Here is a 23,274-nt window from a genome sequence, read left to right as displayed (position 1 = left end):
CACGGGCGGTCCCGCGTGGTCAGGACCGCGTCACCGTGAGGGCGTGCGTCGTGACCGTGGGCAGGTAGCCCTTGTCACCCGCGTAGAGGGCGGTGACGTAGCCACCGACCTTCACGGCGGGCAGCGTGACGGTGGCCGCGCCGTCCTTCAGCTGGACGGTCGCGACGGTCCGCAGGTTGTGCAGCACCGTCACCTTGCCCGTGGGCGCCGGAGCACCCGCGGCACCCGACACCGTCACCGTGACGGACGGCTTCGCGCCCGCCGGGACGGTCCACGACTCCGTCGACAGCGTCGCCTTCGCGACGGCCGGCGTCACCCGGTAGGACCGCTGCGACTTCGACGTCGAGACGTCCGCGCTGCCGGTGTACACCGCCGTGAGCTGGTGCGTGCCGACGGTGAGGTCCTGCGGCAGGGCGATCGTCGCCGTCCCGACCAGGCCGGTCACCGCGAGCGTGCCGGTGCCGAGGACCTTGCTGCCCTCACGGATCTCGACGGTGCCCGCGGGCGCCGCCGTCTGACCCGTGACGGTGACGGTCGCGGCGACCGCGGCACCGTACGGGCCGGAGTTCCGCGACAGCGTGAGCGCCGTGGACGACCCCGACTTCTTCAGGTCGACCGTGACGACCGCGGACGTCGACGACGCGAACAGCGCGCTGTCGGGCGTGAACACCGCGGTCAGCGCGTGCTTCCCGGCGCCGAGGCGGACCTTCGCGGTCGCCGTGCCGCCGCTGACCGCCGCCGACGCGATCTCCGTGTCGCCGTCGAGGAACCGCACCGTGCCCGTGGCCTCGGCCGGGGTGACGGTCGCCGTGAGCGTGAGCTCCTGGCCGGCCTTCGACGCGCCGCTCGCCGTGAGCGTCGTGGTCGTCGCCGTCGGCTCCGGCACCGTCACGTCGACGAGCTGCGCACGCGCGGCGGGGTCGGCGTTGAGGTGGTGCAGGACGAGCAGCGTGCCGGAGCCCGCGTCCGCGGAGCGGTGCACGGGGATCTCGGTGCCGTCCGCGCCGAGCGACGAGAACGAGCCCGCGATGTCCGGCTCGAACCAGAACGGCGGGTCGAACGGGTCGATCGTGAACGGGTCGGCCTCGTCGATCGCCGGCGGCGTGACCGCGTAGTCCGGCGAGTACGTCCACGCCGTGACCGTCGGCGTCGCGCCGGGCGCGAGACCCAGCGCGGCGATGTCGACCGGCGCGACGAGGACGTTGTTGTCGAACACGCCCGCCTCGACGTTGCCGAAGAACGCGTTGACGGGCCACTGCGACACCGCGTCGTCGGTCGCGAGGTCGTACGTGGTCGCGAGCGTGATGTCGGTGTCCGGCACCTTCTGCACCGCGGTCTGGAAGTCCGCCGTGCCGTCACCGTCCACGTCGATGTCGAACACCGGCAGCCAGCCGAGCCCGAGCGTGTTCCACTCGCCGTCCGTGGCGAGACCGAGCCCGATGACGCCGTCCGCGGCGGGGTCGCCGCCCGCGGCCGCGACCTGCGGAGCGTTCGACGCCCAGCCCACGTACCGGATGTCACCGGCCGCCAGCGTGGACTCCGAGGTGAGGAAGCCGTCGGGCGTGGCCTCGCGACGCGCGTCGGTCGTGCCGAGCACGAGCGGCGTGGTGAGCGAGTACCAGCCGCCCTCCGCGACGCCGCGGCCCGAGAGCGTGAGCGGTGCGGTGGTGGCGGCCGGGTCGGCGAACGCGACGGGAGCCGCGGTGAGCTCGCTGACCAGGCGCGGCGCGGCCTGCACGGGCACGCGCAGCTCCTGCGAGCCCGACGTGAGCACCAGGCGGCCTGACACCTCGGACACGTACTCGCGCGGCACGCCGGCGGTCGTCGCCGCGGAGGTCGGGTCGAGGTCGCGGCTGAGGGTCGACGGGTCGGCCGTGAGCGTCAGGGTGACGATCGCGGAGCCGCCGGCCGGCAGCGTGAACGACGCGGGCGACGCGGTGACGGTCGCGCCCCCGGTGGTCGTCGACGTGGTGACGGACGTGCTGTAGCGCGCGCTCGCCGTCCCGAGGTTCTTCACCGTGACCGTCTTCTTCTGCACGACGGTCTGGGCGCCGACCTCGACGACGCCGAAGGCGACGGACGTCTGCTTCGGGTCCTGCGTGTTGTAGGCGACGACGTTCGTGCCCACGGCCTGGAGCGCGTCGACGCGACCCGACCCGACGCGGCGCGGTCCGTAGGTCTCACCGGTCTGGTTCTGGCCCGTCCAGACGTCGTGCGTCGCGGTGTTGACGACCGCCGCCTTGACCTGCGTGGCGTCCCAGCTCGGGTGCGCACCACGGACGAGTGCGGCGATGCCGGCGACGTGCGGCGACGCCATCGACGTGCCGGACAGCGACTGCGGCTCGTTGCCCGTGCCGGACGCCGCCGAGAAGATCAGCGTGCCGGGCGCGGCGACGTCGGGCTTCGCGTGCCCGAGCGAGCCGTGCTCGCCGCGCGACGAGCCCGGGTTGAGGGCGTCGCCCGCGATGTCCGCGACGACCGCGCCGGCGAGCGACGGGCCGATGTGCACGGTGAGCGTGCCGGCCGTGATCTCCGGCAGCAGCGCGTCGGTCGTGGAGGCCGTCATCTGGGCGCCCGGGATCGCGGCGTTGCCCGAGATGCCGGCGGAGAAGACCGTCTGCTCGGTGGGCAGCAGGACGCCGACGGCGCCCGCGGCGGTCGCGTTGTTGAACCGGACGACCGAGCCGCAGCGGCGGGTCGAGTCGTCGTCGTCCCACCAGAGGTAGGCGATCTTGCCGGCGACCGTCGCGGCCTGGGCGGCGGTGAACGCCGTGCAGCCGTCGAACGACGCACCGACGGACGCGACCGGTGCGGTCACGTCCGGGCCCGAGTAGGCGATGGAGTTCTGGCCGGAGTGCAGCCCGACGAGCGCGGGGTTCGCGGCCGCCGTGACCTCGATGCCGTCGTACGTCTGGGGCGAGCCGACCGAGTTGGCGACCGTCAGGGCGCCCGCGGCGTTGCCGGGGGAGCCGCCGATGTCGGTGATGTCGCCCGAGTTGCCCGCGGAGTTGACGACGACCGTGCCGAGCGCGACGAGCGCGTTGACCAGCAGCGTGTCCGGGTCGTCGGCGGGCGCGCCGGCGGCGCCGAGCGACAGGTTCAGCACGTCGAGCCGGTCGCCGAAGTCGCCGTCGGCGTTCGGGTCGGCGGCGCGGTCGAGCGCGAGACCGGTGAGCTCGGTCGAGCCGCCGATGTCGCCGAACACCTTGAACGCGTACAGCCCGGCCTCGGGCGCGGTGCCCGGTCCGACCTGCCAGTCCGCGACCGACGTCAGGGACGTGTAGTCGCCCTCGAACGTCGTGCCGTCGGGCAGGACGCCGTAGCCGGCGGCGGTGCCCGCGACGTGCGTGCCGTGACCGACGTTGTCGGACAGGTACGTCGGGTCGATCGGGTTCTCGTCGGGCGTGGGGACGGGCGTCGAGCCGGGCAGCGGGTCGTCGGTGTTGCCGTCGTAGAGCGGGCCGGCGAAGTCGTAGCCGCCCAGGAACTTCTCGGGGTCGAACAGCCCGGCGGGCACGGGCTGGGTGCCGTCCTCGCCGTACGCCTGCTCGTACGCCTCGACGGTGCCGGGGCCGCCGAAGTCCGCGTGCGTGTAGTCGAGGCCGGTGTCGATGACGCCCACGCGGACGCCCTCGCCGGTCTGGCCCGTGCTCTGCCACGTCGCGAGCGCACGCGTGAACTCGACCTGGTGGGCGTTGTCGACGGTCTTGCGCGCGACGCGGTAGACGGCCACGACGTCGGGGCTGTCGGCGAGCGCGCGGACCTCGGCGGCGTCACCGGTGACGAGCGTGCCAGCGACGAGGTTGGTCAGGGTGGCGATGCGCTGCGGCTCCGCAGCCTTGGCGGTGCGTGCCGTCTGCTCCTGCGGGACGACGTCCTCGGCGAGCTCCTCGGTGACCTCGGCCTGGGCGCGGACCTGGGCGGGGGAGCCGCCGTCGGCGACGACGTCGGCGCCGGACTTCGCGTCGAGCTGGACGAACGCGGTGACGCGTCCGGTGGCGTCCTGCAGGTCGCGCGACACGCGGGCGGCGGCGCGGGGGTCGAGCGTGCCGGGGTCGGCGGCGCTCGGGGTGTCCGGGGGCGGTGCCGCGGTGGCGGGCTGCGCGCCGAGGACGGCGGTTCCGAGGGTGACGGACAGGGCGGTGAGCCCGGCGAGCAACGGACGACGTGACATGTGCACATCCCTGACTGGTGAGGACCGGCGTGCACCCGGACGACGAGCCGCTTCCTGGCGCGCGCACCCGGGTGCCTCGTGCACGTTACTGACGAGTCACGACATTCGTCACCCCCGTGCACGGTCGTCTTTTTCGTCGGAGTCGGACGCGCGTCCCGGCGCCGGTCGGCGGCCGTCCCCGCGACCTGCGTCAGCGCAGCGGCACGAACGTGTAGGAGCCGTGCGTCGTGACCAGCACGCGTCCGTCGACGCGGCGCACGAGGTGCATGGTCGAGCGGACGGGGATGACCATGCGACCGCCCTCGGCGACCTGGTCGACGAGCGCCTGCGGCAGCGCGCGGGGTGCCGCGGACACGAGCACGCGGTCCCAGCCGCCGTCGACCGGACGTCCCAGGACGTGCGGGTCGGCGCGCTCGACCGCGACCCACGGCATCCCGCACGCGACGACGTTGCCGCGGCCCCAGTCGGCCAGCTGCGGGTCGAGCTCCAGGCCGAGCACCGCGCCGCCGGGTCCGACGAGCCTGCCGAGCAGCGCGGTCGTCCAGCCCGAGCCGCTGCCGACGTCGAGGACGCGCGCGCCCACCGGCACCTGGAGCAGCCGCAGCATGGCGGCGACGGTGCTGGGCTGCGAGCTGGTCTGGCCGTGCCACAGGGGGAGCGGGTGGTCCTCGCCGGCCCGGTGCCGCTGCTCCTCGGGGAGGAAGTGCTCGCGTGCGAGGGTGCGCATCGCCTCCGCGACGTCGGCCGCGCGCTCGGGGTCCGGGACGGCGCCCATCTCCTCAGGGTAGGACGCGAGCGCCGCGTCGACGGGTCGGGTGACGGGCGCGCGCCCCGCGGTCGCGCGCGCGTGGGGCTGTGCGCATGGGCGACGACCCATCGAGCGCGTCGACGACGCGGCGGGTCGGTACGGCTAGCCCGCCGAGACCGGGACGGCGGGTGCGGCCGCCGGGAGGCCGGCGGCGACGTCCGCCGCGGCGAGCGCGTCGGCGGCGGGGGCGACGACGGGCAGGGCGCCGGTGACGACGAGCGGGAGGGCGCCCGTGGTGGTGGCGACGACGGGCAGCGGGCCGGTGGTCGTCGCGACGACGGCGGTCGCTCCGGTCGCGACGAGGGGCAGCGCGCCGGTGGTGGTGGCGACGACGGGGAGCTCGGCGGTGCTCGTGACGACGGGCAGGGCGCCGGTCGTGGTCGGCACGGAGGGGCTGGTGCGGGCGACGTCGGCGGCGGCGCGCGACGGGACGAACCCGGGCTTGCGGCCGGGCCGGCCGGGGGTGCGGCGCTGCTCGATGCCCTCGAGGGTGGTCGCGCGCCAGACCGCGCCGCCGTTGAGACGCCCGTCGGGGGCGGGCAGCCACGGCACCTTGCGGGACAGCCAGACGCGGATCGTGGAGTGCTCGACGCCGAGCCGAGCGGCCAGCCGGCTGATGTCGTAGAGGTCGTCGAGCCCGCGCGGGGCGGGGGTCGTCGAGAGGTCGTCGGCTGGCACGCTCGAAGCGTAGCGGTCGGTGCCCGGGCGGCTTGTGTCGCGCTTGCGTGACGAATGCCACAGCGCCCGGATGGGCCTGTCCGGAGTGTCCGAAACGGCCGTTCGCGGGCCTGTGACCTGGGGGAACACGCTTGCCGACCGCCTCCCTGTGAATTCTGTGACGGAGACGTGACGGGATCCGCACATGTTCTTCGTCTCAAGTGTCCGGGGCGGCCGTCCGACTCACTTAACGTGAAGCGCGTGAGTGACAGATTGCCGATCCCGGCGCGTCGGTCGCGGGGAGGCAAGCACGTCGCCCCGCGCACTGCCGCGACCCCCGTCGTCCCCTCCGCCCCCCGGGACGACAGCACCCCTGCCCGCACGACCCCGACCCCCGTCGTCGTGGACGCGACCGAGCGCGTGTCCGCCGACACCGGCGCCACCCGCGCGGTCCTGCGCCGGACGCACCGCCCCCGGGCGCACGTGCTGCCGCGCGGCGGCCACATGCCCGCCCGGCTCGCCCAGGGCGCCGTCGTCGCGGTGCTCGCCATCGCGCTCGGCGGCAGCGTCACGGCCGCCGCGTCCGCGAAGGGCGAGGAGCAGCAGGCCGTCCAGGCCGCGCAGGCCGCCGAGCAGGCGCAGGCCGCGCACGCCCGGGCCGTCACGCAGGCCGTCGGTCTCGCCGACGACGCGATCGAGGCCAGCTCCGCCGCCCAGACGGAGGGTCAGCAGGCCGCCGTCGACGTCACCCGGCTCGCCGAGCTCCAGGCCGCGACCGACCGCCTCGAGGCACTCGTGGACGCGCTCCCGGAGGACGTCCGGCCCGAGCGCGAGCGCACCTCGCGCGCCGCCGACCGGTCGGAGAGCGACCCGGCCGCGACGACGGACGCCCCGACGACGACCGACGCCCCCGCGACGACCGACGAGGCGGCCGAGCCGACCCCGACCGCGAGCGACCCGGCCGCCCAGGCGACCCCCGACGCGACGGCGAGCCCGGCTCCCGGCGCGACGACCGAGGCGCCCGTCGAGCGGGTCGACGAGGACGACGCGAGCCCGGCGACGATCCGCGACGCCGCCGCCGAGGTCGCGGCGCTCACGGACGAGATCCGCACGACCGCCGAGGCGAACCGCACCGCAGCCGCCGCCGCGCAGGCCCAGGCCGACGCCGAGGCCGCCGCCGCCGCTGAGGCCGCCCGCGTCGCCGCCGAGCAGGCCGCGCAGCGCGCCGCCTGGAAGCAGTCGCTGCTCGGCTACGCCAACGGCAAGATCCCCGGCGAGGCGCTGTGCGGCGTCTCGTGGGACGGGTCGGTGCAGCTGCGCTGCGACGCCGCCGAGGCGCTCGAGCAGCTCAACGCCGCCTACCTCGCCGCGTTCGGCACCAACCTCAGCATCTCCGACTCCTACCGCTCCTACGCGGGCCAGGTCGCCTGCCGCCGCACCAAGGGCTGGCTGTGCGCCACGCCGGGCACGTCGAACCACGGCACGGGTGTCGCGGTCGACCTCGGCGGTGGCATCGAGTCGTTCGGCACCAAGCAGTTCGCGTGGATGAAGTCGAACGCCGACCGGTTCTCCTGGACGCACCCGTCGTGGGCGGAGCGCGGCAGCAGCAAGCCGGAGGCGTGGCACTGGGAGTACGTCGGCTGACGCCGTCCCCGCACGCAGGACCAGCACGACCGACGGCCCGGGCGCCCCGCGCACCCGGGCCGTCGTCGTGCCCGCGTCCCGCCGCAGCGGCCGCGCGCGCCCTACGATCGGGCGCATGAGCACCTCGGCCGAGCCCGGCCGCACGTGGCCGCTGGTCGGGCGGGCCGCGGAGCTCGACGACCTCGACGACCTGCTGGCCTCCGCCGCCGGCGGACACGGCGCGACCGTCCTCGTCGAGGGCGAGGCCGGCATCGGCCGGACCGGCCTGGTCGAGGCGCTCACGTCGAGCGCACGCCTGCTCAGCCTCGGGCTGCGCGCCACGCGCGCGACCCGCGAGCGACCCGAGCCGTACGCGCTGCTCGCCGACGCCCTCCTCGCGCACCCGCACGGTGTCGCGCGCGGGCCCGTCGAGGCCGAGCTCACCGACCTCATCGACGCGCTGCGGGCCGACGTGCGCCGGGGCGGGCTGCGGGGTGCCGCGCTCGTCGAGGAGCGCCGGGCCCGCGCCGCCGAGCTGTTCGCCGCGCTCCTGCGCCGCCGCGGTGACGGCGGGCCGTGGGTGCTCGTGCTGGAGGACGTGCACGACGCCGACCCCGCGTCGCTCGACGTGCTCCACGCGCTCGCGCACGAGGGCGACGTGCCCGCCGCGCTCGTCGTCATGACGTTCCGGCCCGTGCCGAACCGCGTCGAGCTCTCGACCGTCGTCGACGCGTGGGTGCGCGCCGGGGCCCGCTACGTCGAGCTGCGCCCTCTCGGGCCGCTCGCGACCGTCGAGCTCGCGCAGCGCCTCGTCGGCGGGTCCGTCGGGCCTGCGCTGCGCGGCGCGCTCGCGACGACGGGCGGCAACCCGCGGTTCGTCACCGACGTGGTCCGCACCGCGCGGTCCGCGGGCGCGCTGGAGGTCCGCGACGGCGTGGTCGACGTGCAGGGCGCGACGTGGCTGGCGGCGCTCGACACCCTCGTCCGGACCCGGCTCGACTACCTCGACGACGACGTGCTCGACCTGCTCGCGCACGCCTCGGTGCTGGGGACGTCGTTCGTCGTGACCGACCTCGCGACGCTCGTCGGGTGCCCCGTGCCGGACTGCTGGCGGACGCTGCGCGTCGCGCTCGCCGCCGGGCTCGTGCACGCGCGCGCCGACCGGCTCGTCTTCCGGCACGACCTCGTCCGCAGCGCGCTGTACGCGGGCCTCGACGAGCCCCGGCGACGGGCCGTGCACGCGCGCGCCGCGTGGGCGTTGCGCGAGGCGGGCGCCCCGACGCAGATCGTCGCCGGGCACCTCGAGCGCGCCCGCTGACCTGCGGCGGTGTCCACCGTGACGGGTCCGCGCGCGGCGGGCGGCCCGGCCTCCTAGCGTGGGACGCGGTGCGCCGCGGTGGCGCGCCGAGCCACGACACCGAGGAGACCGCATGCCCACGCGCACCGCACGCACCGCCTGGAACGGCACGCTCATGGAGGGTGGCGGCCAGGTCGAGCTGACGAGCTCGGGCGTCGGCACGTACGACGTCTCGTTCCCGAAGCGCGCCGCGGACGACGCGGGTGGCACGACGAGCCCCGAGGAGCTCATCGCCGCCGCGCACTCGTCGTGCTTCGCGATGCAGCTGTCCGCCGTCATCGCCGAGGCGGGCTGCACTCCCGTCGCCCTGCACGTGACGGCCGACGTGACGCTGCGCCCCGATCCGGCGGGCGGGTTCCGCATCAGCGGCATCCACCTGACGGTCCGCGGCGAGGTCGAGAACCTCGACGCCGACGGGTTCGTGCGCGCCGCCGAGTCCGCCAAGGCGGGCTGCCCGGTGAGCAAGGCCCTCACGGGCACGGAGATCACCCTGGACGCCGCCCTCGACTGACCGGCGTCCCCGCGCCCCGTCCCAGCCTGCGGGGCGGGGCGCGGGGTCCCGGGTGGGCGGTGCGAGACTGCACCCGTGACCGCCCCGACCGACACCGCCGTGCGTACCGACGACGTCGTGCACGCGCTGCGGTCCGCCCTCCGCGGTGACGTCGACGACACGTCGCGCCGCCGCGCCGAGTACTCGACCGACGCCTCGAACTACCGGGTCGTGCCGCAGGTCGTCGCGTTCCCGCGGGACGTGGACGACGTGCTCGCGGCCGCCGAGGTGTCCCGCACGCTGGGCGTCCCGCTGACGTCGCGCGGCGGCGGCACGTCGGTCGCGGGCAACTCGGTCGGGACGGGCATCGTGCTCGACTTCTCGCGGCACGTGAACCGGGTGCTCGAGATCGACCCCGAGGCGCGCACGGCGCGCGTCGAGCCCGGCGTGATCATGGCGGCCGTGCAGAAGGCGGCGGCGCCGCACGGGCTGCGCTTCGGCCCCGACCCGTCGACGTGGACCCGCGCGACCCTCGGCGGGATGATCGGCAACAACGCGTGCGGGCCGCGTGCGGTCGCGTACGGGCGGACCGCGGACAACGTGCTCGCGCTCGACGCGCTCGACGGCACGGGACGCCGGTTCACGGCCGGCAGCGGGGCCGGCGCCCTCGACGCGGTGCCCGGCCTGGACGCCCTGGTGCGCACCCACCTCGACGTCATCCGCACCGAGCTCGGCAGGTTCGGCCGGCAGGTGTCGGGCTACTCGCTCGAGCACCTGCTGCCCGAGCGCGGCACCGACCTCGCGAAGGCTCTCGTCGGCACCGAGGGCACCGTGACGACGCTGCTCGGGGCGACCGTCCGCCTGGTCCCGGTCGCCGCGGCCCCCGTGCTCGTCGTGCTCGGCTACCCCGACATGCCGACCGCGGCCGACGCGGTGCCCGCGCTGCTGGCCCACGGCCCGCTCGCGATCGAGGGCATGGACTCCCGGCTCGTCGACGTCGTGCGGCGCGTCAAGGGCGCGGCCGCCGTGCCCGACCTGCCCCCGGGCGGCGGCTGGCTCATGGTCGAGGTCGGCGGCGACACCCTCGACGAGGCCCTGGACCGGGCACGCGCGCTCGCGGCCGACGCCGCCACGACCGCCGTCGGCCTGTTCCCACCGGGACCCGAGGCCGTCGCCATGTGGCGCATCCGCGAGGACGGCGCGGGCCTCGGCGGCCGCACCCCGTCGGGCGAGCAGGCGTGGCCGGGCTTCGAGGACTCCGCGGTCCCGCCCGAGCGGCTCGGCGCGTACCTGCGCGAGCTCGAGGCGCTCATGGCGACCCACCGGGTCGACGGTCTCGCGTACGGGCACTTCGGCGACGGGTGCGTGCACCTACGCCTCGACGTCCCGATGGAGCGCTCGGGCGACCCGCTGCGCGCGTTCATGACCGACGCCGCGCACCTCGTCGCGTCGCACGGCGGCTCGCTGTCGGGCGAGCACGGCGACGGCCGCGCGCGCTCGGAGCTGCTGCCCGTCATGTACTCGGAGCGCGCGATCGACCTGTTCGCCGCGTTCAAGGACCTGCTCGACCCGCGCGACCTGCTCAACCCCGGCGTCCTGGTCCGCCCGCGCCCGCTCGACGCCGACCTGCGCCGCCCCGCCGCGCGCTCGCTGCTCGCGGGGTCCGGCTTCTCGTTCGCGCACGACGCGGGCGACTTCACGACGGCCGTGCACCGCTGCGTCGGCGTCGGCAAGTGCCGGGCCGACGGCCGCGAGACGGGCTCGTTCATGTGCCCGTCGTACCTCGCCACGAAGGACGAGAAGGACTCCACTCGCGGCCGTGCGCGCGTGCTGCAGGAGATGGCGAACGGCTCGCTCGTCGACCGCGGCTGGACGTCGCCCGAGGTGCACGACGTCCTCGACCTGTGCCTGTCCTGCAAGGCGTGCTCGTCGGACTGCCCCGCGGGCGTCGACATGGCGCAGTACAAGTCCGAGGTGCTGCACCGCACGTACTCCGGCCGGCTGCGGCCCGTGAACCACTACGCGCTCGGCTGGCTGCCCCGCTGGGCGCGGCTGATCACGGCCGTCCCCGGGGTGTCGTCGCTGGTCAACGCGGTCCTCGGCGTCCGCCCGGTGGCGAAGGCGGTGCTCGCCGCGGGCGGCATGGACACCCGCCGGAAGATGGTCTCGTTCGCGCGCACGCCCTTCCGGGCGTGGGCCCGGCACGGCGCGGGCGACGCGGTCACGGTCACGTCGGGTGCGGGGTGGAAGGACCGTGCCACGACGGACGGACAGCGCCCCGGTGACGCGCCGCTCGACGACGGGTCCACGGCCGCGTCGGTCGCGGCGCAGACGCGTCCGCCCGTGCTGCTGTGGGTCGACTCGTTCAGCGACACGCTCTCGCCGTCCGTCGCGCACGCCGCCGTCAAGGTCCTGCGCGCCGCCGGGTACGAGGTGCTCGTCCCCGAGCACGACGCGTGCTGCGGCCTCACCTGGATCAGCACCGGCCAGCTCGACGGCGCGCGCAAGCAGCTCACGCACCTGCTCGAGGTCCTCGGGCCGTTCGCCGTCAACGGCGTGCCGATCGTCGGGCTCGAGCCGTCCTGCACCGCCGTCCTGCGCAGCGACCTGCGCGACCTGCTGCCCGACGACCCGCGCGCCGTGGCCGTCGCCCGCGAGACGCGCACGCTCGCCGAGCTCCTCACCGCCCCGGCCCCGATCGGCCCCGGCGACCGCTGGACCGTCCCCGACCTGTCCGACGTCACCGCGGTCGTCCAGCCGCACTGCCACCACCACTCGGTCATGACGTGGACGCCCGACCGCCGCCTGCTCACCGACGCGGGCGCGCAGTTCTCGGCGCTCGCGGGCTGCTGCGGCCTCGCGGGCAACTTCGGCATGGAGAAGGGCCACTACGACGTGTCGGTCGCGGTCGCCGAGAACTCCCTGCTCCCCGCGCTGCGCGACGCCGCCCCCGGCGACGTCTACCTGGCCGACGGCTACTCGTGCCGCACCCAGGCCGACCAGCTCGCGGGCGTCCAGGGCCTGCACCTGGCCGAGCTGCTCGCGTCCCGCCTCTGACGGCGGGTCCGCCCGTCAGGCTGCCGGCTCGACGTCGGCGACCGTGTAGCACTCCTCGTCGTCGATCCCGGGCGACGGGTCGAACGTGACGGCGGTCGGCACGCCCGCGTCGTCGAACGTCGCCTCGGGCACGGTGCTCGCGTCCGCCGCGACGACCCGGTCGAGCAGCGCGGCGACCGTCGGCACCTCGGACGTGAGGTCGTGCCCCTCGCCGGCGATGCGCCGCCCGACCTCGTCGAGCCCCTCGACGGCCGTGACGTCGCCGTCGGTCACCGTCACGCGGTACGACCCGATGAGCAGCCGCTCGCCGCACGACGACGTCAGCGCGAACGCGTAGGAGTCGACGCCGCCGTCCGCCCACCGCTCCGCCGCCTCGGCCGCGCCGGGGACCGGGCCGGACGGAGCGTCGTCACCACAGCCGCTCAGGCCCCCGACGAGCGCGCACGCGCCGACCACCGTGACCCACGCCCGCACCGGCATCCACATGCGAGCCGAGCGTACGGACGCCGGCCCTCCACCGCCGACGCGACCGTGGTCAGGCCGGTCGCCGTTGCTCCGGCGGGCGTCTGCGTGGCACGAGCACGACCGCCGCTTCGCCCGTCGCGGTCGTCCAGACGCCCACCGGGTGACCCGTCGCGAGGCGGGGCAGGGCCCACACGGGCGTCGCCGTCGCCCAGGTCCGAGCGACGCCGGGCCGGTCCCACGCCCGCGGCACCACCGACCACCTCCGATCGGAGCCGTCGGCCGCCACGACGGTCGGCCCGTCTCCCGGCACGTCGCCGCCCGCCACGAACCGGCCGGGCGTCCGTGTGCCCCCGTCGGCGAGCGCCCGGACCGCGGCCTGCCGCGCGCGCACGACCTTCCGCTCCCGCGCTCCCACGGCCGCCTCCCCGACGACGCCGACGGCGACGAACGCGACGACCGGCACCCAGCCCGCGTCGAGGCCCGCCGTGACGAACCACGCGATCCAGGTCCACGCGGCCATCGAGGCGCCGTGGGCGAGCCAGGCGAGAGGCGCGGGTCCGACGGCGAGGTGGCGGACCACCAACCCCACGAGGAAGGTGACGACGCCGACGAGGGCGACGGGCGCCGTCGCGGCGTCGGCCCCGAGCGCGAGGACCGGGGCGAGCCCGACCACGGCCCCCGCCGGCACGACCCAGGCGGGCTCGGGCTCCAGCCGGCGCGCGAGGTCCGGCGGCACAGTGAACGTCGCCCCCCAGTCGTCGACCATCACGTACGGCACGGGCGCGCCGCCCGGTCCGAGCGCGGGGGCGGGGGTGGACGCTCGTCGGAGGGCCGGCACGCGCCGATGATGGCGGACGGCTCGACGTCCGTCCATGCCCGGCACCCGGCCGCAGCACCCGGTCCGGCTGGACACGCGGCGCGCTCCCGTCCAGGGTGGCGGCATGCTCGTCGCCTTCTCCGTCGCCCCGCTCGGTGCGGGCGAGTCCGTGACCCAGGCCGTCGCCGACGCCGTCCGCATCGTCCGCGAGTCGGGGCTGCCGAACCGCACCGACGCGATGTTCACCACGATCGAGGGGGAGTGGGACGAGGTGATGGACGTCGTGAAGCGCGCGACGGAGGCCGTCGGGCGGCACGGCCACCGCGTGAGCCTGGTGCTCAAGGCCGACATCCGGCCCGGACGCTCGGGTGAGCTCACCGGCAAGGTGGAGCGGGTCGAGGCGGCGCTCGCGGAGGACTGACGGCGACGGCGGGCTCGCGAGGGCCCGTCGAGGCGGGTCGCCGAAGCCGGACGGGTGCCCACCACTCGGACGGGTGACCAAGAACGCACCGGGAGAAACCGGGCGGGTGGGCGGAAACACGTCGCACCACCCGTTCGACGGGCTGACGAGGGCGCCCGGCTGTGGGAAAGTGTGGACGCACGTGCATCCGGTCGGGGATGCGCGCGCGATCTACGGGGCAGGCGGTCGGCCGCTGCGTGCCCAGGAAGGCCGGGACCGCGATGCCCATCTTCGAGCTCGACGAGGGGCGGCCGCGCCTCGTCCAGCCGATGCAGCCCCTCGCGGGGTCGTTCGCGCAGGAGTGCTCCGCGGTCCTCACCCACCACCTCTCCGCCGTCGCGGGCGAGCCCCTGTTCGCCGTCCGGTGGCGCGCGAGCGCTCCGGACCACGCCGACCTCCCCGAGCTCCTCGCGCTCGACGCGACGGGCCGCCCGGTCGTCGTCGAGGTCGTGCAGGTCGTCGACGACGACGCGGTCGTCGCGTCGCTGCGCCACGCGGGTGCCGCGGGCCGGATGACGACCACCGACCTGGCCCGTGCCTACCACGCCGACCCCAGCCGGTTCGGCGTCGACTTCGCCGCGTTCCGCGAGCAGGTCGCCGGCGGCACGGTCGCGAGCCGCCGCGAGGGCGTCCGCCTCGTGATCCTGTGCTCCGAGGTCGCCGCCGAGGCCACCGACACCCTCGGCTTCCTGCGCGGTCCCGGCCGGCAGGTCGACGTGCTGCAGGTCGGCGTCGTGCGCGGCGTCGACGACTCACGCCTGCTCGACGTGTCCCCGCTCGCGATCCACGAGGGCTCGCGCCGACCCGTCGAGCCCACCGCGCTGCGGCTCGTGCGCTCGTCGGAGGCGTTCGCGACGGCGATGGCGTACGAGGCCGAGCGCACGAACCGCGGGACGCGCCCGATGACCGGCGAGCTCCGCTCGGTCACGCCGCCGCCGCGTCCGACGCCGCCCCCGCCGACGCCCATCGCGCGCCGCAGCACGGTGACGGAGCCGACGCCCCTGCCGTTCGGCCCTGCCCGCGAGCCCAAGAACCAGGGCCGCACGACGGCGCCGTCGAACGTCAACCCGCCGACGCGCGCGACCCCGGCGACGACGACCACGGGCCCTGCGCCCATGACGCTCACGCCGATCTACGGCCTGCGCACGGCGTTCGAGCAGCAGCTCCGCCCGCGCACGGCCGCCGAGCCGCCGCAGGTCGACGGCCCGCGCCCGTTCCTGCCGGGCGACGCGCCGCTGCGCCCGGCGGAGGTGCCGCCGCGCGACGGCTCGACCGCGCCGACGGCCGTGACGGCCGCCCCGGACGCGCCCCCGGCGACGCCGGCGGACGCGACGACGGGGGCCTCGGCGAGCACGACGGCGTCGAACCCGCTGAGCCCGGCGAACCTCGTGCCGCCGATGACGGCCGTCCCGCCGACCGCGCCCGTGCCCGAGCCGCCGGTGGTGCACCGCGTCGACGTCGCACGTGAGAAGGACGCGGTCACCGCCCCGACGGCGGTGCTCGACCCCGCGGACCTCGACGAGCCGGCTGCCCCTGCGTTCGACGAGCCGCTGCCGGAGCTCGCCATCCTCGCGAAGCGCCGCCGCGTGATCACGACGCTGGTCTGGGTGCGCGAGCGCCGGGGGCAGCGGTTCGAGGCGATGCTGCGTCCCGACGGCTTCGTCGAGCTCGAGGACGGCGAGGTGTTCGCCGACCCGGACGAGGCCGCCGCCGCGGTCATCGGCGTCGACTACGCGGTCGACGGGTGGCGCGCGTGGCGGCTCGGCGACGGCGGTCCGACCCTCGCGGAGGCGGCGGGCGTCGAGCGCCCGTACTGACGTCCTCCGCGCACCGTCCTGGTCGACGGCGCGCGTCGTCGCCGCGGTGCGTCGTGCTCCGGCCTCAGCCCCAGCCGTACGCCGCGGTCCAGCGGTCGAGCTCCGCGTAGAACCGGGCCCGCACGGGCGGTGGGGACAGCGTGAGGTCGTGCAGGCCGCCCGCGATGCGCACCACGGTGACCAGCGGCCCGAGCTGCACGGCGCGCCGCGCGACGAGCTCGACGTCCAGCACGATGTCGGCGGCGCGCATGTCCTCGCTCCAGCGCCCGCTGAAGAGCGAGCGCGACGACGCGAGCGTGAGGATCGGCGCGGTCACGTGCAGCCCGCGCGCGACGGTCGCGTGGCCGGCGACGACGGCCCGCAGCCAGCCGGCGCGCACGGGGAACGACGGCACGGGCCGCCAGTGCAGGTCGTACGTCCACTCGCCGCCGCTGCTCGCCGACAGGGTGCGCGCGTAGTACCCGGGGTCGACGTTGGGCAGCGGCGCCTTCGGCTGGAACCGGGCGAGCTGCGCGATGGCCGGGCCGCTCACGTGCCGCGCGACCGAGGAGCCCTGCAGCTCGAGCCACGGGCTGTTGAGGACGAGGCCGTCGAGCTCGTCGGGGTGCCGGTCGGCCCACAGCGCGGCGACCAGCCCACCCGTCGAGTGACCCATCACCATGACACGCCCGTACGCGCCGACCTCGTCGTGCACGACGTCGAGCGCGGCCTCGATCTCCTCGTCGTACGTCGCGAGGTCGTCGACGTAGCCGGGCGTCTGCCACGGGCGCAGCGAGCGGCCGTACTTGCGCAGGTCGAGCGCGTAGAACGCGGCGCCGCGGGCGTGCCAGTGCTCGGCGAGCTCCGTCTGGAAGAAGTAGTCGGACCACCCGTGCACGTAGAGGATCGCGCGGGACGGCCGGGCGGGCTCGGCGGTGGGCGGCGCGTAGCGGACGAGGCTCGCGACGACGTCGCCCTCGTCGTCGGGGCGCAGGTCGAGCGTGCGGACGCGGTAGTCGTCACCGAGGACGTCGGGCGCCCACCCGGTCACTGCGCCTCCCGTCGTCAGGGCTCGAGGACGATCTTGCCGAACTGGTCCCCGGCCGCAAGACGGCCGAGCGCGTCGGCGGCCCGGGTCAGCGGGAACGTCGAGTCGACGAGGGGTCGCACCCCGGTGCGTGCGAGGAACGCGAGCAGGTGCCGCAGGTCGTCGCGGCTGCCCATCGTCGTGCCCAGCACCGCGATCTCCTGGAAGAAGATGCGCTGCAGCTCGGCGGCCTCGGCGTCGCCGCTCGTGGCCCCGGCGACGACGATCGTGCCGCCCGGCCGCACCGACCGGACCGAGTGCGACCACGTCGCGCGGCCGACCGACTCCAGCACGAGGTCGACGCGCGGCACGCGCGCACCGGTCTCGACGGCGGCGGTCGCGCCGAGCGCGAGGGCCCGCTCCCGGCGCTCCGCCGAGCGCGACGTCACGACCACGTCGAGGCCCGCCGCTGCGCCGAGCACGACGGCGGCCGTCGCGAGCCCGCCGCCCGCACCCTGCACGAGCACGCGCTGCCCGGGCGTCGCGCGACCGGTCGTGAACAGCATCCGGTAGGCCGTGAGCCAGGCGGTCGGCAGGCACGCGGCCTCGACGAACGACAGCGCGGCGGGCTTGTCGACGAGGTTCCACGTCGGCACGGCGACCTGCTCCGCGAGCGTGCCGGGGTGCTTCTCCGAGAGCAGCGAGCGCGGCTCGTCCTGCCCCGGCACGCCCCCGACCACGCCGTGCACGACGACCTCGCGCCCGTCGGACGTCACGCCCGCGGCATCGGTGCCGAGGATCATCGGCAGCTGGTCGGCGCGCAGCCCGACGCCGCGCAGCGACCACAGGTCGTGGTGGTTGAGCGCGGCGGCGCGCACGTCGACGACCGTCCAGCCGTCGCGGGCCTGCGGTGCGGGCTGCTCGCCGACCTCCAGCGCGGCCAGCGGGTCGTCGGGGGAGAAGCGGGCGGCGTAGGCGGCGATCACGGGCCCACCGTAGCGACCTGCGTCGACGACCCGAGCCTGCCGTGCCCCGGCGTGCGGCGCGGTCCCGGGCGCCCCGCTCGGGAGGGGTCAGAGGAGGGGGAGCATCCGGCCGAGGTCGGGGACGGCCTCCGACGTGTGCTGCGGCTGCAGGGCGCGGGCCAGCTCGTCGACGTCGTAGGGCGTCCGGCCCGCCGCGAGGCGGACCCAGCGGCGCGCGTCGGCGACCTCGAGGCTCCACCCGCCGCGTGCGACGACGATGTCGAGCAGCGCGTCGGCCACGAGCGTGAGGGCCGCGGGGTCGATCGGGTCCGGGCCGGCGCCGGTGCCGCGCGCGCGGCGCACCGAGCGGGCGAGGTCGTCGGCGTGCACCACGAGCTCGAGCACGCGCGACACCGTCATCGTCGAGAGCATCACCGGTCCGCGGCGCGCCTGCACCACGCGGTCGGACGGGCCCAGCGCGTCGAGGTTGGCGAATGCCGCCGCCGCCATCGCGTCGACGGCGCGGAGCGGGTTCGGCGCGATCTGCTCCGCGAGGTCACGCGTCGTGTCCGCGATGTCCTGCGCCCGCGCGACGTACGTCCCGACGTACTCGGCGAGCGTGTACGGCACCGTCCCGTCGGGCAGCGGCGTGCAGACGGCGAGCGCGTCCATCGCCCGCCCGAGGTGCGCGACGAGCTCGGCGACCGACCAGCCGTCGAGCACGGAGGGTGCGTCGTTCACGTCGTCGTCGACGACCTCCGCGACCCAGGACCGCAGGCGGTCCCACTGGCTGTGCAGGGCGGCGGACGCGGCGGCGAGGTCGGTGTGGGACATCCGTCCATCGTGCCGCAGTCGTGTCGCCCGGACTTGTCATTCCGCGACCGCGGCCTGCGGGCGGCGGTCTTGACACGTCGGCGCCCGGCGCAGCCGGGCTCAGCGGGTGCGGACCTCGTCGGACAGGAAGGTCGAGACGATCGCGCCGACCTGGTCCTCCTCGATGAGGAAGCCGTCGTGCCCGTAGGGCGAGCGCACGGTCCGGACCGGACCGGCGCCCGGGATGCCCGCGGCGATCCGCTCGGACTGCGCGGGCGGGAACAGCCGGTCGGAGTCGACGGCGATCACGAGGGCGCGCGCGGTGATCTGGGCGAGCGCCGCGGCGACGCCCCCGCGGTCCCGCCCGAGGTCGTGCGTGATCATCGTGCGGGTGAGGGCGACGTAGGTGTTCGCGTCGAACCGGCGGGCGAGCTTGTCGCCGTGGTGGTCGAGGTAGGACTGCACGGCGAACCGGCCGCCCTCGAGCGGGTCCTCGGCGCCCTGCGGGATGCGGCCGAAGCGCTCGTCGAGCTCGAACGCGCTGCGGTAGGTCTGGTGTGCGATCTGCCGTGCGATGCCGAGCCCGACGTGCGGGCCGTCACCGTCGGCCGCGTCGTAGTAGTCCCCGTCGCGGTAGCGCGGGTCGGCGAGGATCGCGGCGAGCTGCGTGTGGAAGCCGGCGATCTGGTCGCCCGACGTCTGCGCGGCGGTCGCGATCGCGGCGATCGAGCGGACGCGCTCGGGGGCGGTGACGGCCCACTCGAGCACGCGCAGGCCGCCCATGGACGCGCCGATGACGAGCGCCCACGAGTCGATGCCCAGCAGGTCGGCGAGGCGGATCTCGGCGGCGACCTGGTCGCGGACCGTGAGCAGGGGGAAGCGTCCGCCCCACGGCCGCCCGTCGGGCGCGGTCGACGCGGGCCCGGTCGAGCCCTGGCAGCCGCCGAGGACGTTGGGCGCGACGACGAACCACTCGTCGGTGTCGATCGGGGCGCCGGGCCCGACCATCGACTGCCACCACCCGGCGGTGGGGTGCCCGTCGCCCGCGGGACCGGTGACGTGCGAGTCGCCGGTGAGCGCGTGCAGGACGAGCACCGCGTTGCTGCCGTCCTCGTTCAGCGTGCCCCACGTCTCGTACGCGAGCCGCACCGCGGGCAGCCGCCCGCCGGACTCGAGCGCGAACGGGCCGAGGTCGGCGAACTGCCGCCGCCCGACGGGGTCGCCCTCGCGCCAGGCCGACGACGCGCGCACGGGCGGCCGCTCGGGCAGCGGCACGCGGCTCGCGAGCGTGCGCGCGTGCGCCCTCGCCGGGGCGAACGTGAACGTGTCGTCGGGCACGAGATCCCAATCTACGGGCGGGTCGGAGGCGTGCCCCGGCGCGGTCTCGCCGCTCGGGACGGGGTCGTCCCCGCCGCGTCCCGTCGGCGAGCCGTGGGCGGGCTCACCGCGGGACGGCGGCGGGGACGACGGCACGGGTCAGGCGCCCTTGGCGGCCCGGAAGCCCGCGTCGAGGTCCGCGAGGATGTCGTCGACGTGCTCGATGCCGACGGCGAGGCGGACGAGGCCCGGCGTGACGCCGGACCGCAGCTGCTCCTCGGGGGTCAGCTGGCTGTGCGTCGTCGACGCGGGGTGGATGACGAGCGAGCGGACGTCACCGATGTTCGCGACGTTCGAGTGCAGCTCGAGCGCCGACACGAACGCCTGACCGGCCTCGGTGCCACCCTCGATCTCGAACGCCAGGACGGCGCCCGCGCCGCGCGGCGCGTACTTGAGCTGGTTGGCGTGCCACGGCGACGACTCCAGACCCGCGTAGTGGACCGTCAGGACGTCCTCGCGCGCCTCGAGCCACTCGGCGACCTTCTGCGCGTTCGCGACGTGCCGCTCGACGCGCAGCGACAGCGTCTCGATGCCCTGCGCGATGAGGAACGCGTTGAACGGCGACGCCGCGGCGCCGAGGTCGCGCAGGAGCTGGATGCGCGCCTTGAGGATGTAGGAGAGGTTGACGCCGAAGACGCCGTCCTTGCCGAGCGCCTCGCCGATGACCAGGCCGTGGTACGACGGGTCGGGCTTGCTGAAGCCGGGGAACTTCTCCGGGTCGGCGGTGTAGTCGAAGCGGCCCGCGTCGACGATGACGCCGGCGATCGCGGAGCCGTGCCCGCCGAGGTACTTGGTCGCGGAGTGCACGACGACGTCGGCGCCCCACTGCAGCGGGTTGATGAGGTACGGCGTCGCGACGGTGTTGTCGACGATCAGCGGGACGCCGTTCTCGTGCGCGACGTCGGCGACGAGCTCGATGTCGAGCACGTCGGACTTCGGGTTCGGGATCGTCTCCGCGAAGAACAGCTTGGTGTTCGGGCGGACGGCCGCGCGCCACGACTCGGCGTCGTGCGGGTCCTCGACGAACGTCGTCTCGATGCCGAGCTTCGGCAGCGTGTAGTGCAGCAGGTTGTACGTGCCGCCGTAGAGCGACGGGCTCGCGACGACGTGGTCGCCGGCCTGCGCGATGTTGAGGATCGCGAACGTCTCGGCCGCCTGGCCCGACGCGACGAGGAGCGCGCCGACGCCGCCCTCGAGGTTCGCGATGCGGTTCTCGACGACCTCGGTCGTCGGGTTGCCGATGCGCGTGTAGATCGGCCCGAGCTCCTTGAGCGCGAACCGGTCGGCGGCCTGCTGGGCGGAGTCGAAGACGTACGACGTCGTCTGGTAGATCGGCAGGGCGCGTGCGCCCGTGCTCGTGTCGGGGGCCTGGCCCGCGTGGATCTGGCGGGTCTCGAAGCTCCAGCTCTCGTTGCTCATCGGTCTGCTCTCTCTCGGGGATCCGGTGGGTGCTCGGTCCGCGGGGAGCTCGGGCAGCCGACGTCCGTCCCGCGGATGGGGGTGGGAGGGGCGCACGTGTCGAGCGTCTGGCTCGTCGCGGGTGTGGCCGGGGCTGGTCACCTGTCCGCGGGCATGCCGAACGTGCGCTGGTCAGCGACACATTCGACGGGTCATGTGACCGAGAGTACGAGCCACCATCCGCTCTGTGACACAGGCGTCCCGTGATGTGAGACGGGCGCCGTCGGGCGGTCGTGGATGACAGTCGGACCGGTCTCGGCCAAATGGGTGAGCATACGTCCGGAACGTCCCGAACCACAACGGTGTGACTCGTGTTGCTCGTGTGACTTGTGTTCACTTCTGTGACTCGCGTGGGTAGCGTCGAACCGCGAACGGGCCCGGGGAGGGGCCCGTGCGAACGTCCGGAGGAAGTGCAGTGGTGCGGTTCGACAGCGTGCTCGGTGCCGACGAGGGCCGGCGTCGGGGACCCCGGCGGACCCTCCGGCTGGTGACCGCCGCGGTCGTCGTCGCCACCTCCGGGATCATCGGTGCGGACGTCGCCGCCGCCGACCCCACGCCCCCGTCCGCGCAGGACGTGCGCGACGCGCGCCGCGCGGTCGACGCCGCCTCCCGGTCCGTCGCCGAGATGGAGCTGCGCCTCGCGCAGCTCTCCGCGCAGGCCGACGCCGCCCAGCTCGCCGTGCAGAAGGCGGGCGAGGACTACACCGTCGCGCTCGCCGCCGCCGAGGCCGCGAAGGTCGCCGCCGCCGACGCCCGGCAGCGCTCCACCGACGCCGACACCCGCGCCGAGGACGCGCGCCGCACGCTCGTCGCGATGGCGCGCGAGGCCGCCCGCTCCGGCGGCAACGTCGAGACGCTGCAGGCCGTGCTGTCCGCCGACGGGTTCCGTGACGTCGCGCGCCGCTCCACCGCGCTGGAGCAGATGACCGGCAAGGCCGACGAGGCGGTGCAGGAGTTCCGCGCGGCGCAGCTCGTGGCCGGCGTGCTCTCCGACCGGGCCGCGGCCGCCGAGGCCGACGCGACGACCGCCGAGCGGGACGCGTCCGCCGCCCTGGCCACCGCGCAGAAGACCCAGCAGGACAGCGACGCCGCGCTCGCCGCGGGTGCCGCGGAGCGCGAGGGGCTCATCGCCGCCCTCGCCGCCGCACGGCAGACCAGCGCAGAGGTCGAGCGCGCCCGCCAGGACGCCCTCGAGGCCGACCGCCGGGCGCGCGCCGACGAGGCCGCGCGGCAGGCGGCCCTGCGTCCCCCCGTGGTCGCGCCGCCCGCGGGGTCGACGGGCGGGTCGAACGGCGGCGCGACGGGCGGGTCGACCGGTGGGGGATCGACCGGCGGTGGCGCGACCGGCGGCGGTTCGACCGGCGGTGGATCGACTGGCGGTGGCGCGACGGGTGGCGGCTCGACCGGTGGCGGAGCGACCGGCGGCGGCTCGACGGGTGGCGGATCGACCGGCGGCGGCTCGACGGGCGGCGGATCGACCGCGCAGCCCACGACGCCCCCGGCGACGGGCGGCCAGTACGGCCTCGGCACGGGTCGCTCGCGCGGCTCGGCCGGCGGGGGAGCGGCGGCCGTCGAGTGGGCGAAGACGCAGCTCGGCAAGCCGTACGTGTGGGGCGGCGTCGGGCCCGTGGGCTACGACTGCTCCGGCCTCACCGGCACGTCGTGGCGCACCGCGGGCGGCGTCAGCCTCAACCGCACGTCGCGCGACCAGTACAAGCAGGTCCTCAAGATCTCGTACGACCAGCTCCGGCCCGGCGACCTCGTCTTCTGGTCCACCGACCCGAACAACCCCGACGCGATCCACCATGTCGCGATCTGGGCGGGCAACGGCCAGATCATCGAGGCCCCGACGTTCGACAAGCCCGTGCGCCTCGTCGCGATGCGCTGGGCGGGCACCATGCCCTACGCCGGTCGCCCCTGACGACTCGCG

The 23,274-nt window shown here is 75.7% G+C and carries 17 protein-coding genes; 7 read left to right on the top strand and 10 right to left on the bottom strand.

Going from position 1 to position 23,274, the window contains the following annotated elements; genetic code table 11:
• Positions 1–19: 19 nt before the first annotated feature.
• The 3 genes from OOT42_RS17515 to OOT42_RS17505 form a co-directional block, all read right to left on the bottom strand.
• On the bottom strand, positions 20–4,174 hold the full coding sequence (locus OOT42_RS17515; RefSeq protein ID WP_273652426.1) for a S8 family serine peptidase: 4,155 nt from the start codon (positions 4,172–4,174) through the stop codon (positions 20–22).
• A 190-nt stretch (positions 4,175–4,364) separates the two neighbouring features.
• A complete protein-coding gene (locus tag OOT42_RS17510; RefSeq protein WP_273652425.1) occupies positions 4,365–4,949 on the bottom strand; it encodes a protein-L-isoaspartate O-methyltransferase family protein in 585 nt (194 codons plus the stop codon).
• A 135-nt stretch (positions 4,950–5,084) separates the two neighbouring features.
• Entirely contained in the window at positions 5,085–5,660 is a 576-nt protein-coding gene (locus tag OOT42_RS17505; RefSeq protein WP_273652424.1) for a hypothetical protein, read from the bottom strand.
• A 381-nt stretch (positions 5,661–6,041) separates the two neighbouring features.
• On the opposite strand from OOT42_RS17505, the gene OOT42_RS17500 reads away from it, so the two are divergent.
• The 4 genes from OOT42_RS17500 to OOT42_RS17485 all read left to right on the top strand — a co-directional run bounded on the left by OOT42_RS17500 (position 6,042) and on the right by OOT42_RS17485 (position 12,166).
• Entirely contained in the window at positions 6,042–7,283 is a 1,242-nt protein-coding gene (locus tag OOT42_RS17500) for a D-alanyl-D-alanine carboxypeptidase family protein (protein ID WP_273652423.1), read from the top strand.
• 115 nt (positions 7,284–7,398) lie between these two features.
• On the top strand, positions 7,399–8,580 hold the full coding sequence (locus OOT42_RS17495) for an AAA family ATPase (protein WP_273652422.1): 1,182 nt from the start codon (positions 7,399–7,401) through the stop codon (positions 8,578–8,580).
• Between the two features lie 112 nt (positions 8,581–8,692).
• Positions 8,693–9,130 carry an OsmC family protein gene (locus tag OOT42_RS17490; protein ID WP_273652421.1) on the top strand — a complete coding sequence of 146 codons (438 nt, stop codon included), beginning with the start codon at positions 8,693–8,695 and terminating at the stop codon, positions 9,128–9,130.
• Positions 9,131–9,205: 75 nt separating this feature from the next.
• A complete protein-coding gene (locus OOT42_RS17485; protein ID WP_273652420.1) occupies positions 9,206–12,166 on the top strand; it encodes an FAD-binding and (Fe-S)-binding domain-containing protein in 2,961 nt (986 codons plus the stop codon).
• Positions 12,167–12,181: 15 nt separating this feature from the next.
• Here OOT42_RS17485 and OOT42_RS17480 read toward each other — a convergent pair whose 3' ends face one another.
• Both OOT42_RS17480 and OOT42_RS17475 read right to left on the bottom strand, forming a co-directional pair.
• Complete coding sequence (locus OOT42_RS17480; protein ID WP_273652419.1) at positions 12,182–12,652, bottom strand: DUF6174 domain-containing protein; 471 nt, start codon at positions 12,650–12,652, stop codon at positions 12,182–12,184.
• A 49-nt stretch (positions 12,653–12,701) separates the two neighbouring features.
• Entirely contained in the window at positions 12,702–13,469 is a 768-nt protein-coding gene (locus OOT42_RS17475) for a hypothetical protein (RefSeq protein ID WP_273652418.1), read from the bottom strand.
• A 103-nt stretch (positions 13,470–13,572) separates the two neighbouring features.
• On the opposite strand from OOT42_RS17475, the gene OOT42_RS17470 reads away from it, so the two are divergent.
• On the top strand, positions 13,573–13,869 hold the full coding sequence (locus tag OOT42_RS17470) for an MTH1187 family thiamine-binding protein (protein WP_168680835.1): 297 nt from the start codon (positions 13,573–13,575) through the stop codon (positions 13,867–13,869).
• 260 nt (positions 13,870–14,129) lie between these two features.
• Entirely contained in the window at positions 14,130–15,725 is a 1,596-nt protein-coding gene (locus OOT42_RS17465) for a hypothetical protein (protein ID WP_273652417.1), read from the top strand.
• Positions 15,726–15,789: 64 nt separating this feature from the next.
• On the opposite strand, the gene OOT42_RS17460 is transcribed toward OOT42_RS17465, so the two are convergent.
• From OOT42_RS17460 to OOT42_RS17440, 5 genes are all read right to left on the bottom strand, one after another.
• Positions 15,790–16,755, bottom strand: coding sequence for an alpha/beta hydrolase (locus OOT42_RS17460; protein WP_273652416.1), 966 nt, complete (start codon positions 16,753–16,755; stop codon positions 15,790–15,792).
• Positions 16,756–16,769: 14 nt separating this feature from the next.
• Complete coding sequence (locus tag OOT42_RS17455) at positions 16,770–17,717, bottom strand: zinc-binding dehydrogenase (RefSeq protein WP_273652415.1); 948 nt, start codon at positions 17,715–17,717, stop codon at positions 16,770–16,772.
• 87 nt (positions 17,718–17,804) lie between these two features.
• Positions 17,805–18,530, bottom strand: coding sequence for a maleylpyruvate isomerase N-terminal domain-containing protein (locus OOT42_RS17450; protein ID WP_273652414.1), 726 nt, complete (start codon positions 18,528–18,530; stop codon positions 17,805–17,807).
• Between the two features lie 99 nt (positions 18,531–18,629).
• A complete protein-coding gene (gene metX / locus OOT42_RS17445; protein WP_423775928.1) occupies positions 18,630–19,847 on the bottom strand; it encodes a homoserine O-acetyltransferase MetX in 1,218 nt (405 codons plus the stop codon).
• A gap of 138 nt (positions 19,848–19,985) precedes the next feature.
• Complete coding sequence (locus OOT42_RS17440) at positions 19,986–21,305, bottom strand: bifunctional o-acetylhomoserine/o-acetylserine sulfhydrylase (protein WP_273652413.1); 1,320 nt, start codon at positions 21,303–21,305, stop codon at positions 19,986–19,988.
• Between the two features lie 526 nt (positions 21,306–21,831).
• Between OOT42_RS17440 and OOT42_RS17435 the strand changes: the two genes are divergently transcribed.
• Positions 21,832–23,265 (top strand): NlpC/P60 family protein, encoded by a 1,434-nt coding sequence (locus tag OOT42_RS17435; RefSeq protein ID WP_273652412.1) that lies wholly within the window; start codon positions 21,832–21,834, stop codon positions 23,263–23,265.
• The last annotated feature ends 9 nt before the right edge of the window (positions 23,266–23,274 follow it).

The sequence above is a fragment of the Cellulomonas fimi genome, assembly GCF_028583725.1.
Lineage (GTDB): Bacteria > Actinomycetota > Actinomycetes > Actinomycetales > Cellulomonadaceae > Cellulomonas > Cellulomonas fimi_B.
Note: the sequence above shows the minus strand (reverse complement) of the source record. Positions and strands in the feature narration are given on the sequence as shown.